Consider the following 17,096-nt stretch of genomic DNA (forward strand, 5'->3'; position numbering starts at 1 on the left):
AAAAGGTATATATTCCTCTATATATAATAAGGAGTATTGCTGAATAGCGAAATAAACAACATGTCTGTATAACTGGCTGGTAATCGGCTATAATCAGCAGTCTATCGATTCCAAACTTCAAACTATGAAACGAATTGTTTTACTAACAATCACACTATGTTTGCTATCCCTCGGTTTATATGCGCAGAAAACAGTATATATACCAAACCAATTCAGTTCCGCACCCTGGAACCAGTGGTCATGGGATAAAACATATCAGTCAACGAACTTTGTTATTTTCTGGGGAAATGTAGTGGGTACCAGTCCTGCCACGTATTCCAATCCTGATCTTCGGTTTGATCCTGCACAACTCGCAGGCTACCTCGAAGCAAGCTTTACCAAGTTTGTTACCGAAATCGGTTTTGTACCCAACACCGGTAAATTAGGAACCTATAAAATTATAGTGGTTATGAACGATACCTATACCGGCACCGGTGGACCAACCGGCTGGGCATTCGGTGGTTCGTATGATAACAACATTGGTGCGATGTGGGTACATCCCGGTGCAACGCGCGATCCGTATGTGCTGAGTCACGAGTTTGCTCACGCCCTGCAAGGACAAAATAATATACAGCAGAATCCCAACGGAGGATTTGTAAACTACGAACCGGGTGGCTGGTTCTGGGAATGCCACGCCAACTATATGCGCTGTGTTGAGTTTCCTACATTTGCGAGCGAAGATTTACCACGTTGGTTGATGACACGACATTTCCACGTAGCGTCTACACGCCATCACTACAGCACCTTTAAATGGTTGATGAACATTCAGCAAAACTATGGCGGCTATAATACGGTAAATCGCTTGTGGCGCGAATCCATTGCCAACGAAACGGCAACGGAAGCATGGAGGCGGCTCAGCGGTTGGACTCAGGCACAACTTTGCGACAATATGTATGATTATGCAAAGCGTGAAGCGAACTACGATTATCCTGCACAGGGATTTGGAGCTGACATTCGCGCGCAGGTAAATATATACAAGACTCAGGCTTCTGAAAACTGGTGGCTGTGGCGAGAGTATACCATTCTCGATCAGGTCAATGCAAGCAACGGCCGCTATATCGTGCCGCGCTATATGGCACCGCAGGATTATGGTATGAATATTATCCCACTCTATCCAAACTGTGCATCCAATGCTGTACATATCAAGTTCAAAGGGCACACGGAAGTAAATGCGCAAGCCGGCTGGCGCTGGGGTTTTGTGGAAGTTACATCGGCTGGTACATCTATATATAGCCCCATGCAAAGTGCTACTACCGGTGAAGCTACCTATACACTTACGGCAGGTACATCAAAATTATACCTGGTTGTAATGGGCGCACCAACCACCAAGCATGATTATGTATGGGAGCCGGGCTTCCCGAAGATACATCGCTATCCGTATGAAGTACGCATTGAGAACGCTGTACCCGAAGGATACCAGACTAACTTCCGGGCTGATCTGAAATCATTGTTCCCGGGAAGTGCACATGCGAATGGCGGTGGCTGGGTGGCCAGTACCGCTACCGTTGCGTCATCGGTATATGTAGGCCCGAAGGCGGTTGTATTGGGAAGTTCCAATCTTTCCGGTAGTGTTCGGGTAGAGGGTACTGCGCGACTTCAGAATGTTACTGCCAGCGGCAGCGCAAAATTTGCCGGTAACTGCAATGTGAATGGAGGCAGCTATACCAACACGGCACAGGTACTGGATGGTGCCATATTATTCAACAGTAATCTTTCCGGCAACGCAACCTTTAAGGATGTTGCGTGGGCCTGGGGATCAACGTATGGTAATGGTGTTGTAGTAGGAGGCGATGCCGAGATCGGAAGTTGCTCAACGGCCGGAGTATATTTACAAACGCCACACGGTAACAATGGTCGCACCGCTTGTGATGGACAAGGCGCATCGCATTCATCCAACATAGACATCAATGCAAGCTATACTAATTTTACAGATGCAGACATGAGTTGGACAGCCATCGGCTGTAGCAGTTGTACTCCGACAACCATTACCCCGTATACACAAACCGGAAGTGGCGCATGGGTACAAACAGCTTCGGCAACTGTTAGCGCAGGAACAACTGTAAAACTCGGACCTGCACCCAATACCGGGGGCTCATGGAGTTGGACAGGACCCAACGGTTATACAGCATCCACACGCGAGATAACGATCAGCAATGTACAATCCAATCTTACTGGAACCTATATAGCACGCCATACCAACGCATGCGGGGCGCAGACGACACAGAATTTTACCATCGCGCTTAGCAATACTACATCAACGAATATAGCACCGCTGGCAACTAGCTCAACATCGTACGTTTCTCCGTGGGAAACACTGGCCGCTGTGAACGATGGTTTTGTACCGGCAAATTCGAACGATAAATCGCATGGTGCCTATGGTAACTGGAACAATCCGAATTCAACACAATGGGTACAGTATGATTGGACACAGAATTATACCGTTACCGCGACAGAGGTATATTGGTTCAATGATGGAGGCGGAGTGTTAACCCCGACAACTGCATCGCTCGAATACTGGAATGGTTCTTCGTGGATTAAACTTGCAGATGTACCCTTGCAGACCAATGCCTTTAACGTAGTCAATATTAATTCAGTGAGTCTAAATCGTCTGCGTGTATCGATGCTGAATCCAACACAGTCTACCGGTATATTGGAATGGCGTGTAATGGGCTATAGTTCTGCTACTGCACGAGAGGCTGCTACGCTGGTAGCAGAAGACGAAAGATCAGAAAGCATCGTTACGTATCCCAATCCGGCATCATCTGATTTTACAGTTCAATTGAACGGATTTGAAGAAAATGAAAATGTTGAACTTCAGATACTCGATCTGCAGGGCCGGGTAATTGATTCAAAACAAATAGGCTCTTCAAGAACAGCGAACTATAACAAAGCTGCGTTAAACACGAAGGGATCGGTATATATACTGAAAGCAATCGGACTAAAACGGATAATCTCCGGTAAAATTGTATTGACCGATTGACTAGTTTATTCCATTGGATCAATAAAAAGCAGAGGACGGTTGATGAACCGTCCTCTTTTATTCGAGCTACATTTTTTTAACGATTAACATCCACAACAAAGTCAGTCCACTATATTCTCCTGCACGTCACCGGTAGAAGTAAACGTCACCTTACGATCATCAGCAGTACCATCCAGTTCAACGAGATACACCACCTTGCCATCGGCCTCGATTTTATCCGTGCCATCTATTTTATAGCTGCTGAAATCTTTGGCGATCTTATTTACGATTCCCTGCGGCAGATCTTTTTTCGATATATCTTCTTTATGCTTTTTAATATTTCCGCTTTTGTCGATCCATACATCATGGTCGCGCGTTCCGATTTCAAAATCAACTTTATACTGGTCGCCTTTTAATTCCCAGTCAACGTCTGTCGCATTTGGAAACTTTACCTGGAAAGCGTTCAGTATCACCGAAGGAACCTGGCTCTGTGGTATATCCTGGGCATTTGCGTGTACGTTCAATATCCACACCGCTAATAAAAGAATGATGAGCTTTTTCATAGTTGAATTGTTTTATAGTTTAATACAGTGTAAAGATCAAATCCAAATCAGGAAACAATTAGGAAAAACAGGTTAGCGCGATATTTTTTTTCGGGGCTCGTATATCCAGCGTAAAAGAAAATCAAGGTTCTCTTCGGTGTTGCCGGCAGGTATACCTATCGCGAGTCCTAAGGCGATTTGGTTGGACAACGCCATCTTTACCTGTGGACGAACCATCATCGCCAGATGTTCCTTTGTAATTTCCTTGTTCAATTCAACCACGAGGAAATTTTTTGTACCCGGAAATACATAGTCAATATTGGTATTGATGAGAATTGATCGAAAGTGATGTTTCGACTGGGATTCAAAGGATGGTCCGGTATATAGCAGTGTGTGTAGTCTTCCCCAACGTTTGGCTATGATAAGAAAGGGATTGTGTGTACTGCCGGAATACTGAAGCATATTGAAACTTTTTCCATGTATTTCATATATATACCCGACTGCAAATGTGGTCTGGTATTTTTCTGAAATGAAGAACGAATATTGAAAGGCTGCTTTGATCCCTTCGAGTCCGGTTTCTGTTTTAGCCTGGGCCGGATCTTCGTTCTCCGGAAGTTTATGAAAGGAGAACGGTAGTTCAATTTCTACTCCCAGTCTGTTTACAGGAGCAAATTCGTATTCAATCAGGTATGATTGAATGGTATAGGCATCGGTACTGATCATGCCCATCCCTATATTTAGTTCACGCTCACCTTTGCGTGCGCCCAGGTCGCGGATCAAATCAAAGAACACCGGTTCTGCATGTGATACTTTTACCGGTAATGTTGATGTGCCGGTTTGTGAAAACACAATGCCGCTTGCAACGATGAATAATACCAAAAGGAATAGTCTGTGATATACCATAAGCATGATTGTTTACAAGGGCGAAGGAAGCACCTGAATCAGGAAACAATCAGGAAGAATGCTATCGTATAATAAAAAACTACGTTTCGCTAAAACGATATAGCGAATGTGTGGTGTTGATTGGTATAGGTATAGCGAATGGTATACCCGTAGTAATCCACAATAGATTTGACAATGGATAACCCAAGACCGGTAGAGTTTTTAGCAGACGAATTTTTATAGAACCGGTCAAAGATATGTGTCTCGTCAAGAGCACCTGTATGGCTGGTGTTGGTTACTGATATGCCGGAAGCGTGTATGGTGATGGTTACGGAACCTTCCGGGTAATTATGAAGAATGGCATTCTTGATGAGGTTAGACAACATGATCTCGGCGAGCTCTGCATTGAGTGTATAGATACATGTACCGGGTTGTTCAACTTGTATGGTTACGGATTTGAATTCAGACAAATCGCCAAAGGCTGATACAAGCCGAAGTACAAGATCATTAAAATTAACTGATGTCTCCTGTGGAAACTGCCGGTTCTCAATGCGCGACAGAAGCAGCAGTGTTTTATTTAAACGCGTGAGGCGTTCGAGCGATTCAATAACGGTGCTGATCTCTTTCAGTTGGTCACCGGAAAGTGAATTCTTTTCCGTGAGCAGTTCCAGTTTGTTGATGCTGATGGCGAGTGGTGTTTGTAACTCGTGTGATGCATTTTCAATAAATTGTTTCTGACTGTTAAATATAGCGATGTTACGTTGCAGCAATGACGATACAGTCTCATTCAGAATATTGAATTCACTTACGTTGGTTTTCTCCGCAGCGAAATTCTCGTTGCTTCCCAATCGGAAGTTCTTTAGTTTGTCGAGAATGGTATAGAAAGGTTTCCATACTCTTCGCAATAGCACATTGTTAATAATGAGTGCACTGGCCAGCAACACAATGTATAGCCACACAATGGCATAAAAGAGATCCTCGATAAGGTCATCCTCTTCCACCATCGATGATACGATCTGAAGTTCATAGTATTTTCCGTTGGATGCGCGAAACACCGTTTTTAACATGCGCACGGGTTCAAAGTCTTTTTCGTTCTGCATATATAGCGTGGAGTCCATATAGATGTCGCGAACGTGTAGTGCATGGTTGTCGGTGATCTCGTGAATGGCGTAGTTACTCTCCATAAATTCTGTTTTATGGATCAGCGTGGTATCGCTCTCTACTTTGCGAATGATGAGGATCTTTGAATTCTCAAGACCATCATCAATGCTGTCGTAAATTTCATCGAGCATATTTACATAAAAGATAACGGCCCATACGCCCACCACCACCAGCAATGCTATAGAAAGATAGGAGAGTGTATAGTTTAACAGCTTCAAGGAACGATCAGTTTATAGCCTACACCGTAAACAGCCTGTATCTCAAGTTGTGCACCAGTGTCCTTTAATTTTTTGCGCAGGTTTTTGATCTGTGAGTATATAAATTCAAAGTCGTCAGCCTGATCGATATGATCGCCCCATATATGTTCTGCCAATGCAGCTTTATTGATAAGACGGTTCTTGTTCGCTATAAAATAGGCGAGTATATCAAACTCTTTGCGATGTAATGATACGGGCTCGCTGTTTACGTAAAGAAGCCGGTCATCTACATGTATCTTTACATTGTTCAGTTCAATAACATTCTGGCCGTTCATGCTTTTTCTGCGGATGACCGATTTAACACGGGCCGTAAGCTCTGATAAATGAAATGGTTTAGCGAGGTAATCATCAGCACCGAGATTGAGACCGTTAACTTTATCATCAACTGAATTCTTGGCCGAAATGATAATGACGTTCTCCTGCTTCTTCATTTTTTTCAGCGCGTTAAGCACTGAAAGACCATTGCCACCCGGCAACATAATATCCAGCAGGATGCAATCGTATTGATAACCGGTAACTTTATCAAGCGCGGCCGTATAATCAGCAGCCGATTCTACCAGGAAATTTTCTTTTTCCAGGGAACTTACAATGACGTTGCGCAGTTCGTCTTCATCCTCAATTACCAGTACTTTCATGGTTTGTGGCGTATCTCGTTCAGGAGAATTATCAGTCAAAAGTAAGGATGAAAACCGGAAAGAAATGGGAATGATTTATTTCATGAAAACAATAAAAAATAAACCATAGCTTTCGTTCCTAATTGTTTCCGGATTTCGCTTTTATTTTTGTGCTGTAATTAAGATGTTTTTATATGAAATTTAAAATAGCAATAGTTTGTGTGCTGGCCTTCGCCTCCTGTATGCAAACGAGAAAAGACACGTTTACCGATAAATTTGAAAAAGGACAACGGTTGGCGGAACTTAAAACAAAGAAGTTGAAAGAAGTATCCGGTATAGCAGCCAGTGTTACCAACCCGGGTATGCTGTGGGCATTGAATGACAGCGGAAATAAGGCAGAACTATACCTGATCGACAAGAATCTGAACATTGTATATACCTGCAGCCTGGCCGGACTTGAGAACCGTGATTGGGAAGATATATCCGTTGGGCCCGGACCAGATTCCAATCAAAGCTATATTTATGTTGGTGATATTGGAGACAACGAAGCCGTATATCCCTATAAATATATCTACCGCTTGCGGGAGCCTCGTGTCCGGCAGGGCAGGAGCGATACTACCGTTGCCGCGGTTGATAAAATTGTATTCAAACTTCCGAATGCTATAAAAGATACCGAGTCGCTGATGATCGACCACAAAACAAAAGATCTGTATGTAGTGTCCAAACGTGAAGATCCGGTATATGTATATAAATTAAAGTATCCTTACAGCACAACCGATACACTTACAGCAACGGAAACTGTATCACTTCCATTCGCGAGTATTGTATCAGCGGATTATCAATCCGGCAGCGGAGATGTGGTCATGAAAAACTACGATCACATTTACTATTGGGAAAACAGCCGGGGCGAAGACGTGAGTACACTGTTGAAGAGGAAACCGGTTGAAGTTGCTTACGAATCTGAGCCGCAAGGTGAATCCATAGCCTGGGCAACGGATGGTTCCGGTTTTTATACCATCAGTGAAGTAAAGAAGAAAGAGAAGTCTTATCTCTATTTCTATAAGCGAAAGTAATTTTTTATAGGTTACAGGTTCGAAGCATTGCATAAGTTTTATGCAATGCTTTATTTTTGGTATATAGATTAAGACAATCAGTAATCAGAATATATGACAAAAGCTAAAAAAGAAATACGGGTGAGGGTTTGGGTTGATCTGGATGGTGAGCGATTCTTTGGCCCCGGCCGGGCTGAATTATTACAGTTGATACAAGACACCGGCTCTATTTCCAAAGCTGCCAAGTCAATGGGTATGTCGTATAAAAAAGCGTGGGCGATGGTGGACGAAATGAACGAGAAAGCGAAAAAGCCCTATGTGATTGCACAGAAAGGCGGACAAAAAGGTGGTGGAACAGAAGTAACGGAAGCCGGTAAAAAAATGGTTGATGCCTATACGAGAATGATGGGCCGCATCCAGGCTATCGTTGAAAAGGACAAATCACTCCTCGACTACATTTGACGGTCAGAAGTAGCTGATCGTCTGGTATAGTCTTTATTTTACACGGATTTATCCGGGATGGAAGAAATAGTACTTCCATTTTTTTATATTTAGCGATATGTTCATCTGTACATATCGATTGCTATGAAGAGAATTTTTACCCTGTTATCGTTCATTTTTATTTTGCAAGCCGCCTTTGCCCAGGCTCAACGCGATAGTATAAAAACGGTTGAGCTGAACGATGTTGTTGTAACGGCTTCACGTTTGGAAGAAGGTATGGGTAAGTCCCCGGTAAGTATTGAAAAGATTGATACACATTCTCTATACCAGGCAGCAGCTCCTTCTTTTTTTGATGCACTTGAAAATGTAAAAGGTATACAGATGCTTGTGCCCAGCGTAGGCTTCAAAGTAATTAACACACGCGGGTTCGGTAATACAACCAACGTACGTTTTGTGCAGATGGTAGATGGTATGGATAACCAGGCACCGCACCTGGGTACGCCCATCGCCAACATGTTAGGACCAAACGACCTCGATATATATACTGTAGAGGTTATTCCCGGTACAGCATCGGCTCTGTACGGCATGAATGCGATCAACGGTCTTGCTAATTTTATTACGAAAGATCCGTTTACAACAGCTGGAATTAGTGTTCAGCAGAAAGTTGGTGTTAACAGAATCGGAACCGGTGCCAAGCCATTTTCAGAGACCAGTATACGGTGGGCGCATGTTGTGTCTGGCAAGCTCGCATTTAAGTTGAATGCAACCTATATACGCGGCACCGACTGGATTGCGGATGACCGGCAGGATCTCAACCCCAAAGCCAATACAAGCACGGGTCTCACCGGCAACGACAACCCGGCTTTTGATGCCGTGAACTCGTATGGCAATGAATCTTCCAATCGGAGAACATTGAACCTGGATGGCAAAAATTATGTAGTGGCGCGCACCGGGTATTTTGAGAAAGAAGTTGTCGACTATAGCATTCGGAATTCCAAAGGCGATGCAGCTATACATTACGCATTTGCTCCTGATAAAAAACTGATCTATACCTATCGCTTTGCCAACCTTGATAATATATACCAGCGCTCCAATCGCTTCCGGCTGGAAGATTACCAGTTGCAGCAGCACGGTTTGGCCTATAAATCAAAATCGCTGCAGGTACTGGCGTATCTTACTTTTGAAAATACAGGCAAGTCCTACAACGCGCGCTCCATGGCCGAGAATATTGACCGAAGCTTCAAGAGCGATGACCAATGGTTTTCTGACTATAGCAACAGCTTTCGCTCCGCTATACAAGAAGGAGAGTCCGTTGCCAGCGCGCATCATATAGCACGCAGTTTCAGTGATGCGGGAAGACCGCAGCCGGGCTCTGCCGAGTTTAATGATCTTATCAAAAAACTGGGTAGTATCAACAACTGGGATATAGGGGCAGCGCTCCGGGTAAAGTCGCGCCTGCTACATACTGAGGGACAATTGAATCTTACCAAAGAACTGTTGCATCATTTCCAGGAGACAACCGGTATAGAGCTGCTCGCTGGTTTCGATTACCGAACCTATATTATTATTCCGGATGGCAATTACTTTATTAATCCGGAGAACGAAGGCGAAAATATACTCTATAGTAAAACCGGTGGATTTTTGCAGGCATCCAAAACCTTTCGTGAGAAACTAAAATTGGGAGCCACCATCCGTGCCGACAAGAACGAGTTTTTCAAGCTGAAATGGAACCCACGCTTTACTGCAGTATATTCGGTGAATAACTTTCATCACATTCGGTTCTCTTTTCAGAATGGTTTCCGTTTTCCGAGCGTGTTCGAAGCATTCTCGAATGTTAATAGCGGTGGAGTAAAGCGGGTAGGAGGTTTACCGGTGATGTCGTCTGGTATATTTGAGCGTGGGTATAAACGTGCTTCGATTGATGCATTTCAGGCAGCCGTGATCCGCGATGTAAACCAAACCGGGCTGTCGCAGAATGATGCCATTATCAGGAATAAAGACCTGCTGGTAAAGAACGATTATACCTATGTAAAACCCGAAGAGATACGTTCGCTAGAAGCCGGGTATAGAGGAACATTTTTGGAAGGCAACTTGCAGTTCGATCTTGATTTTTACTACAACCGCTATAATGATTTTATAGCACAGGTAGAGATGAACATCCCCCTTACCACCATTGCCGATTCAATTCCGTTTTATCTCAACGACAGACGCAAGCAGGACCGCTATCGCATGTGGACCAATTCGCATACTACAGCGTATAACTATGGTGCCGGTATAGGCATTCGTTATACATTGCTTCGTAATTTCAATGTCTCCGGCAATGTTTCCTACGCGCGACTCCAGCGAAAGTCCAACAACGATGGACTTGAAGATGGTTTCAATACACCGCGATGGATCGTTAATGTCTCACTCGCAAACGATCATGTATATAAGAATATAGGATTCAACATTACCTGGCGCTGGCAGAGCGATTACTATTGGCAATCATTCCTGGTAAACGGAAATGTACCAGCCTATCAAACCGTAGATGCACAAGTATCATCACGCTGGCGTAAATTCTCAGTAAAGATCGGCAGTAGCAACATCTTCAATCACTACTATCATTCATTCCTGGGCGGTCCCTCCATCGGAGGCTTCTACTACACCACCCTAACCTACAATATTTGATATATATGTATTCACAGATGTCTTAAACCCTTTCAAACTTCCATACTTATAACTTTTGGGCTTCCCGACTCCCGGACTTTTAAACTTCCCGACTTCCCCGTCTCTTTGACTTTAAAAATTTCTTCTTTACTTGTGTCCAATTCCTGAAAGCTCATTTGTCATAGGGATGTATTGAATGTATTAAACATCTAAAACAAAACGACAATGGACGAATTCATGTTAATTTTCAGACACGAGGATGGTAAAAAAGTAGCATCTCCGGAGCAGATCGAGCACTGGATGAAACAGACCATGGACTGGGTTGGCAGTATTGCCGCACAAAATAAATTTGGAGGTGGCAACGGTTTGCCCTTCGAAGGCAGTAAAGTTGTGTGGCATAATAATGTTGTTACCAACGGGCCATTCGGGGAAATCAAGGAAACGATTGGCGGCTATATTATAGTCAAAGCTCAGTCAGTGGACGAAGCGGTTGAATTTGCCAAAGGGTGCCCGGTGCTGCAAGGTGAGGGTAACAGTGTAGAAGTAAGAAAGATCGCCCGTGGCGATGGTGTTCATTAATTCATTTTCGGCTTCTGCGCTGTATACTATATATAGAGCAGAAGCCTGATTTTTTTAGCGATGGAACATCACGAACTGATTCCGCATTTATTCAGGATCGAGTACCGCAAGATCGTTTCGGTTCTCTGCAAGCACTTTGGCTTCGACCAGGTTGAGACAGCTGAAGATATAGCGAGCGATACATTTCTGACAGCCGCACAGACGTGGCCGCTAAAAGGTATACCGGAAGAACCGGTAGCGTGGCTCTATAGTGTGGCACGCAACAAGGCGAAAAACCACTTGCAGCGCGATCGTGTTTTCGAAAGCAAAATTACTCCGGCAATAAAGAGCGATGCATCAGCGATAGAGGATATAGACCTGTCGCCACAGAATATATCGGACAGCCAGTTGCAGATGATGTTTGCTATTTGTCATCCTGCTATTCCGCCCGAAGCGCAGATTGGTTTATCGCTGCGTATACTTTGCGGATTTGGTATTGATGAAATTGCCGATGCCTTTCTTACCAGCAAGGAGACGATTAACAAGCGGCTGTTCCGCGCACGCGAAAAGCTCCGCGAAGAAAAGATTACAATCGGGCTGCCTGCGCAAAGTGAGATCGATGCACGACTCAATACTGTACTGACAACACTATACCTGTTATTCAGCGAAGGATATTACTCAACCAGTCAGCAGCAAACCCTTCGGAAAGAACTTTGTCTGGAAGCTATGCGACTCTGCTATATGCTCGTGGATAATTCGTATACCGACAAGCCACCGGTAAATGCTTTACTGGCGTTGATGTGTTTTCACGCCTCCCGGTTTGAAGCCCGCGTAGGTGACAACGGAGAATTTATACTATACAATGAGCAAGACACCAGTCTGTGGAACCAGGAACTCATCAGCAAAGGCGGACAGCTCTTGCATAAGGCAACCACTGGAAATATAGTATCCCGGTATCACCTCGAAGCCAGCATTGCGTTCTGGAATACAAAGAAGGAAGACACCCGCGAGAAATGGGAAAATATACTTCAGCTCCATAATCATTTACTGCAATTCGAATATTCTCCCATTGCCGCGCTAAACCGAACGTATGCACTTTCCAAGGTAAAAGGTAAACACGAAGCGATCCTGGAAGCCGAGAAGCTGAAACTGGTCACCAACCATTTTTACTTTACGCTGCTGGGCGAACTCTATACCGGCATTGACAACGAAAAGGCAAAAACAAATTTAGAGAAAGCTATAGTACTTGCCAGAACATCATCGGACAAGCAAACCATTCAAAAGAAAATAGATGCGCTTCAGTAGTGAAGTAAAATAAATTAGGCGCTTGTTGTAGGAAACCTGTAGCCTCTGCAAGTTTTTCCAAAACTTTTCTTTACTTCGTACCTCTCACAGATTGAGTAAACAGCATGTCACAACGCATCACGAACTGGGCCGGTAATTTTACATATAATACTGCACGTATACATTATCCAAGAACTATAGATGAGGTATGCCAGATCGTGAAGCAATGTAAACAGGTTCGGGCGCTTGGCTCGCGACATTCCTTTAATACAATTGCTGATAGCAGTGAAGACCTGGTGTCACTGGAGTTCATGAATGCCATTGCCGAACTCGATTGGTTACAGCATACGATTACTGTTGAAGCCGGAATTAAATATGGTGAAGTATGCGAGCATCTGCACCATCACGGCTATGCACTGCATAACCTCGCTTCGCTTCCGCATATATCTATAGTAGGAGCAGTTGCAACAGCTACACATGGATCGGGTTTACATAACGGAAACCTTGCTACGAGCGTGGCTGCATTAGAATTTGTAAATGCTGCTGGTGAAGTAGTAAAATTATCGCGGGCCGATGGCGATATATTTCACGGTGCCGTGGTAAACCTCGGGGCACTGGGTATCGTTACGCGCATCACGCTCGACCTGGTGCCTGCCTTTGATGTACAGCAGTATGTATACCTCAACCTGCCAATGCAGCAGCTGGAGGAAAATTTTATAACGATTATGTCGGCCGGCTATAGCGTTAGTCTCTTTACCAAATTTCAAAACAAGACTATAAATGAGGTGTGGATAAAGAAGCAGTCGGATATACCCGCGCATACCATGCCGTCAGAATTTTACAGAGCAAAACTGGCAACCCGGAATGTACATCCTATAGAAGAAGAGTCAGCAGAGAATTGTACAGATCAGTTGGGTGTACTTGGACCGTGGTACGATCGCCTTCCACATTTTAAAATGGGCTTCAAGCCAAGCTCGGGTAAAGAATTGCAGTCGGAATATTTTATACCGGTCGAGCATGCATACGAAGCATTCATGGCAGTTGAAAGTCTTCACGAACAGATAACTCCCTATCTTTTTGTTTCCGAGGTAAGAACCATTAAAGCGGATGATTTGTGGATGAGCCCCTGCTATAAACGCGATTGTCTGGCCATTCACTTTACGTGGCACCAGGAGGTTGATGCCGTCATGAACTTGTTACCCCTCATTGAAGCGAAGCTTGCTCCGTTTAACCCTGCACCGCACTGGGGTAAATTATTTACGCTTTCACCGGAGAAAATTGCTTTGCGATTTGAACGCATGGCTGATTTTAAACAATTGTTTAAAAAACATGATCCGGACGGTAAATTTCGGAATGATTTTTTACGAACCTATCTGCCGTAGAAAGCTTCAGCAAGTTGTAAAGCGGTACAACCTATAGCTACATCTATACTTTTTCTTTAGTATACATTATTTACCGACTGTCACTTCAACAATCGTTTCCTGAATCGGAATGCAGACTGTCCAGGCGCGAAGGTCGTAGAATTGCTGAAAAACCGAATGAACATTCAATCGGTATGGAACAACCAGATAAAAAACACGTCATCTTTCAGACCGTATTGGAGCTGATCCGCGAAAAGGGTTTTCATGGCACACCCGTGAGCATGATTGCCGAGCGGGCCAATGTTGCGGCCGGTACCATCTATCATTACTTCGATAGCAAAGAGGTAATGCTCCTCGAACTCTATAAGTATATTAAGGAACAGGTACAGGCTATCGTTGTAAAAACGGAGCAATCCTCCCAAACATATCCGGAGCAATTCTACCAGTTGTGGATGGCGCTTTATCAATTCTATATTAATAACCCTAATGTGCTGGGTTTCTTCGAGCAGTTCGTAAATTCACCTTATTATACAGACGAACTCGCTGATAATACCTGTGCTCTCCGTAAAACACTTCTCGATTTTGTCAGTAAAGGAGTGAAGCAAAATGTGCTGATGCCCCTGCGGCCTGAAATTTTAAGTGCTCTCTTCCACGGTAATGTTCTTACAATGGCCAAGATGCACAAGCTGCGAAAGGTTGTATTGAAAAAAGAAGAGGTCAGTGAAGTGATTGACGCCTGCTGGCGAAGTGTTACCAGGCCCGGTACCGGTTATCCTGATAAACGTACTATCGATTTCAAGTTAAATAAAAATGGAAAATGAAAATGGCAAAGTATAAAGTGCTGTTGATGCTTGTCGGGTTGCTGATTTCCTGGCAGGTATATAGTCAGCAGGCTTCCGATACCATCCCGGGTACGTTTACCCTTGAACAATGTATCTCCTATACGCTGAAGAATGGTGCAGCCGTACATCAGGCTCAAATTGATGCATCGATAGCCGAACGTGATGTTCGCATCGGTCTCTCGTCATGGCTGCCGCAGATCTCCGCACAATATGCTGCCGTGCATAACATTCGCAGGCAGACTTCGGTGTTTGGCGACCAGGTTATTACTATTGGTACCAAATACAATTCCAATATTTTGTTTCAGGCAACACAAACGCTCTATAGCAACGATGTATTCCTGGCATCGCGCGCTGCTAAATATACCCGCATGCAAGCGGCTGAGAATATACAGAGCAACAAAATCGATGCAGTAGTAGAAGTAAGCAAGGCATTTTATGATATACTGTTTACACGTGAGCAACTGCGCATTCTGAACGAAAACATTCTTCGTCAGGAGAAGCAATACAGAGACGCACATAGCCGCTATGAATCCGGACTTGCCGATAAAACTGATTATCAGCGTGCGAGTATATCATTAGCCAATACACGCAGCAGTCGCAAGCGTACATACGAATCTACGCATGCTAAATTTGCGTACCTGAAACAATTGATGGGTATAGATCCGAAAAAGGAATTGACGTTACAATACGACAGTGCTACGCTGATGAGCGAAGGTATACTGATCGATACAACACAAACACCTTCGTATGTATCGCGTATTGAATATCAACAACTTCAAACGCAGATGCGGCTGCTGCAACTGAATACCAATTATTATAAACTCGGCTTCCTGCCAACACTCTCGGCCTATATCAACTATAACCCGCTGTTCTTTAACAACTCGTTGCCGGATCTGTACAACAAAGCGTATCCTACATCGGCCCTAGGCATACAGGCTTCGATACCCATCTTTACCGGTACCAAGCGACTGCAGAATGTAAAACGTGCCCGCTTGCAGGAAGACCGCCTGCAGGTACAATTGGATAATACACAACGTGCCATCTATACCGAATACCAGACCGCGCTGGCGAATTATAAAAGCGACTATAACGAATGGCAGGTATTGAGACAGAATGCTGAAATAGCGAAAGAGGTATACAACACCATCAAGCTTCAATACGATGAAGGTATTAAAGCGTATGTAGATCTGATTGTAGCAGAGACCGATCTGCAAACAGCACAACTCAACTATTACAACGCGCTTTTTCAGGTACTCTCGAGCAAGCTCGATTATGAAAAAGCTTTAGGAATTATTAACGTGAACTGATCTTGAAATATACCTATATGATGAAACATCATTTACTCCGGCTTTTTGCGGCACTTGTAACGCTCACCATCTTGTATGGCTGCGGAAATTCGCAGAAGAAACAGCAAGGGCCGCCACCGGCTGTACCGGTTAATGTTCAGCAAGTAACATCCAGCAGTGTAACCGGTACGGATGTATATCCGGCAACGGTAGTGCCTGTTAATGAAGTGGAACTTCGCCCGCAGGTATCAGGCTATATTACGAATATATATATCAAAGACGGTCAGAAAGTTTCGAAGGGACAAAAGCTCTACGAAATCGACCGCAGTAAATACCAGGCTGCCATTCGCCAGGCACAGGCTAATGTGCAAAGTGCGAAAGCAAATTTGCATCGTGTAAAACAGGATGTAGATCGCTATGAGCGCCTGTTGGAGAAAGATGCTATAGCGCGTCAGCAGGTAGAGTATGCGCGTGCTGACTATCAAACTGCACAGTCGCAGGTGGCAGCAGCCGAAGCACAACTCGCCAGTGCATCCACCGACTATAATTACTCTGTCATAACGGCTCCGTTCGATGGTGCGATCGGTATATCACAGGTGAGAATTGGTACACAGGTTTCACCGGGGCAGCCGTTGCTCAATACTATATCTTCGGAAGATCCGATGGCTGTTGATTTTGTTATCAACGAAGGCGAGCTCAATCGTTTCAACAGACTTCGTACCAGTAACATTGATTCATTGTTTACCCTACGTTATTCCGATGGCTCACGCTATGAGTTGCCGGGTAAATTGATGGCTATCGATCGTGCTATTGGTCGCCAGAGCGGAACGATAATCGTAAGGCTTTCATTCCCGAACCCGAAGCGTGAACTATATCCGGGCATGACGCTGAATGTAAATGTACTGAACCAGGATATAGGTGATCGTGTCGTGATCCCCTATAAATCAGTTACCGAACAAATGGGAGAGTACTTTGTATTTGTCGTGCAAGGTGATTCGGTACAGCAGCGCAGACTTCAACTCGGTACACGTTTTCAGGAATCTGTTGTTGTACGCGATGGTTTGAAGAGCGGCGAGACGATTGTTGTGGAAGGTATACAACGCTTGCGTCAGGGAGCAAAAGTACAGGTCGGTCCTCCTGCAGGTGCACCGCAGAAAAGTGCAGAAAAATAA

At 44.3% G+C, this 17,096-nt stretch carries 14 protein-coding genes; 10 read left to right on the top strand and 4 right to left on the bottom strand.

Annotation, left to right across the window (positions count from 1 at the left end):
- Positions 1-124 precede the first annotated feature (124 nt).
- Positions 125-3,019 carry a DUF6055 domain-containing protein gene (locus ACFQ21_RS29810; protein ID WP_377586380.1) on the top strand — a complete coding sequence of 965 codons (2,895 nt, stop codon included), beginning with the start codon at positions 125-127 and terminating at the stop codon, positions 3,017-3,019.
- Between the two features lie 101 nt (positions 3,020-3,120).
- On the opposite strand, the gene ACFQ21_RS29815 is transcribed toward ACFQ21_RS29810, so the two are convergent.
- The 4 genes from ACFQ21_RS29815 to ACFQ21_RS29830 all read right to left on the bottom strand — a co-directional run bounded on the left by ACFQ21_RS29815 (position 3,121) and on the right by ACFQ21_RS29830 (position 6,475).
- A complete protein-coding gene (locus ACFQ21_RS29815; protein ID WP_377586382.1) occupies positions 3,121-3,561 on the bottom strand; it encodes a PepSY-like domain-containing protein in 441 nt (146 codons plus the stop codon).
- Positions 3,562-3,633: 72 nt separating this feature from the next.
- Positions 3,634-4,443 carry an HAEPLYID family protein gene (locus ACFQ21_RS29820; protein WP_377586384.1) on the bottom strand — a complete coding sequence of 270 codons (810 nt, stop codon included), beginning with the start codon at positions 4,441-4,443 and terminating at the stop codon, positions 3,634-3,636.
- A gap of 89 nt (positions 4,444-4,532) precedes the next feature.
- On the bottom strand, positions 4,533-5,801 hold the full coding sequence (locus ACFQ21_RS29825; RefSeq protein WP_377586386.1) for a sensor histidine kinase: 1,269 nt from the start codon (positions 5,799-5,801) through the stop codon (positions 4,533-4,535).
- Positions 5,798-6,475: a response regulator transcription factor gene (locus tag ACFQ21_RS29830; RefSeq protein ID WP_377586388.1), complete on the bottom strand. Its 678-nt coding sequence runs from the start codon at positions 6,473-6,475 to the stop codon at positions 5,798-5,800. The genes ACFQ21_RS29825 and ACFQ21_RS29830 overlap by 4 nt, the downstream gene beginning before the upstream one ends.
- Before the next feature lie 173 nt (positions 6,476-6,648).
- Here ACFQ21_RS29830 and ACFQ21_RS29835 point away from each other — a divergent pair, with 173 nt between their 5' ends.
- From ACFQ21_RS29835 to ACFQ21_RS29875, 9 genes are all read left to right on the top strand, one after another.
- Positions 6,649-7,527, top strand: a complete 879-nt coding sequence (locus tag ACFQ21_RS29835) for a hypothetical protein (RefSeq protein WP_377586390.1) — start codon at positions 6,649-6,651, stop codon at positions 7,525-7,527.
- Between the two features lie 93 nt (positions 7,528-7,620).
- Complete coding sequence (locus ACFQ21_RS29840) at positions 7,621-7,968, top strand: winged helix-turn-helix domain-containing protein (protein ID WP_377586392.1); 348 nt, start codon at positions 7,621-7,623, stop codon at positions 7,966-7,968.
- A 123-nt stretch (positions 7,969-8,091) separates the two neighbouring features.
- Complete coding sequence (locus ACFQ21_RS29845) at positions 8,092-10,614, top strand: TonB-dependent receptor (protein WP_377586394.1); 2,523 nt, start codon at positions 8,092-8,094, stop codon at positions 10,612-10,614.
- 204 nt (positions 10,615-10,818) lie between these two features.
- Positions 10,819-11,172 (top strand): YciI family protein, encoded by a 354-nt coding sequence (locus tag ACFQ21_RS29850; protein ID WP_377586396.1) that lies wholly within the window; start codon positions 10,819-10,821, stop codon positions 11,170-11,172.
- Positions 11,173-11,232: 60 nt separating this feature from the next.
- A complete protein-coding gene (locus ACFQ21_RS29855; RefSeq protein ID WP_377586398.1) occupies positions 11,233-12,456 on the top strand; it encodes an RNA polymerase sigma factor in 1,224 nt (407 codons plus the stop codon).
- A gap of 104 nt (positions 12,457-12,560) precedes the next feature.
- Positions 12,561-13,817, top strand: a complete 1,257-nt coding sequence (locus ACFQ21_RS29860) for an FAD-binding protein (protein ID WP_377586400.1) — start codon at positions 12,561-12,563, stop codon at positions 13,815-13,817.
- A gap of 173 nt (positions 13,818-13,990) precedes the next feature.
- Positions 13,991-14,617 (top strand): TetR/AcrR family transcriptional regulator, encoded by a 627-nt coding sequence (locus ACFQ21_RS29865; protein WP_377586402.1) that lies wholly within the window; start codon positions 13,991-13,993, stop codon positions 14,615-14,617.
- 2 nt (positions 14,618-14,619) lie between these two features.
- Positions 14,620-15,945: a TolC family protein gene (locus ACFQ21_RS29870; RefSeq protein WP_377586404.1), complete on the top strand. Its 1,326-nt coding sequence runs from the start codon at positions 14,620-14,622 to the stop codon at positions 15,943-15,945.
- A 17-nt stretch (positions 15,946-15,962) separates the two neighbouring features.
- On the top strand, positions 15,963-17,096 hold the full coding sequence (locus ACFQ21_RS29875) for an efflux RND transporter periplasmic adaptor subunit (protein WP_377586406.1): 1,134 nt from the start codon (positions 15,963-15,965) through the stop codon (positions 17,094-17,096).

It is taken from the genome of Ohtaekwangia kribbensis (genome assembly GCF_042676245.1).
Lineage (GTDB): Bacteria > Bacteroidota > Bacteroidia > Cytophagales > Cyclobacteriaceae > Ohtaekwangia > Ohtaekwangia kribbensis.

Bases quoted from the DNA above. Each gene is read 5' to 3' on its own strand.
- ACFQ21_RS29810 (WP_377586380.1), top strand. From the start codon at position 125: ATGAAACGAATTGTTTTACTAACAATCACACTATGTTTGCTATCCCTC.
- ACFQ21_RS29815 (WP_377586382.1), bottom strand. From the start codon at position 3,561: ATGAAAAAGCTCATCATTCTTTTATTAGCGGTGTGGATATTGAACGTA.
- ACFQ21_RS29820 (WP_377586384.1), bottom strand. From the start codon at position 4,443: ATGGTATATCACAGACTATTCCTTTTGGTATTATTCATCGTTGCAAGC.
- ACFQ21_RS29830 (WP_377586388.1), bottom strand. From the start codon at position 6,475: ATGAAAGTACTGGTAATTGAGGATGAAGACGAACTGCGCAACGTCATT.
- ACFQ21_RS29835 (WP_377586390.1), top strand. From the start codon at position 6,649: ATGAAATTTAAAATAGCAATAGTTTGTGTGCTGGCCTTCGCCTCCTGT.
- ACFQ21_RS29840 (WP_377586392.1), top strand. From the start codon at position 7,621: ATGACAAAAGCTAAAAAAGAAATACGGGTGAGGGTTTGGGTTGATCTG.
- ACFQ21_RS29845 (WP_377586394.1), top strand. From the start codon at position 8,092: ATGAAGAGAATTTTTACCCTGTTATCGTTCATTTTTATTTTGCAAGCC.
- ACFQ21_RS29850 (WP_377586396.1), top strand. From the start codon at position 10,819: ATGGACGAATTCATGTTAATTTTCAGACACGAGGATGGTAAAAAAGTA.
- ACFQ21_RS29855 (WP_377586398.1), top strand. From the start codon at position 11,233: ATGGAACATCACGAACTGATTCCGCATTTATTCAGGATCGAGTACCGC.
- ACFQ21_RS29860 (WP_377586400.1), top strand. From the start codon at position 12,561: ATGTCACAACGCATCACGAACTGGGCCGGTAATTTTACATATAATACT.
- ACFQ21_RS29865 (WP_377586402.1), top strand. From the start codon at position 13,991: ATGGAACAACCAGATAAAAAACACGTCATCTTTCAGACCGTATTGGAG.
- ACFQ21_RS29870 (WP_377586404.1), top strand. From the start codon at position 14,620: ATGGCAAAGTATAAAGTGCTGTTGATGCTTGTCGGGTTGCTGATTTCC.
- ACFQ21_RS29875 (WP_377586406.1), top strand. From the start codon at position 15,963: ATGATGAAACATCATTTACTCCGGCTTTTTGCGGCACTTGTAACGCTC.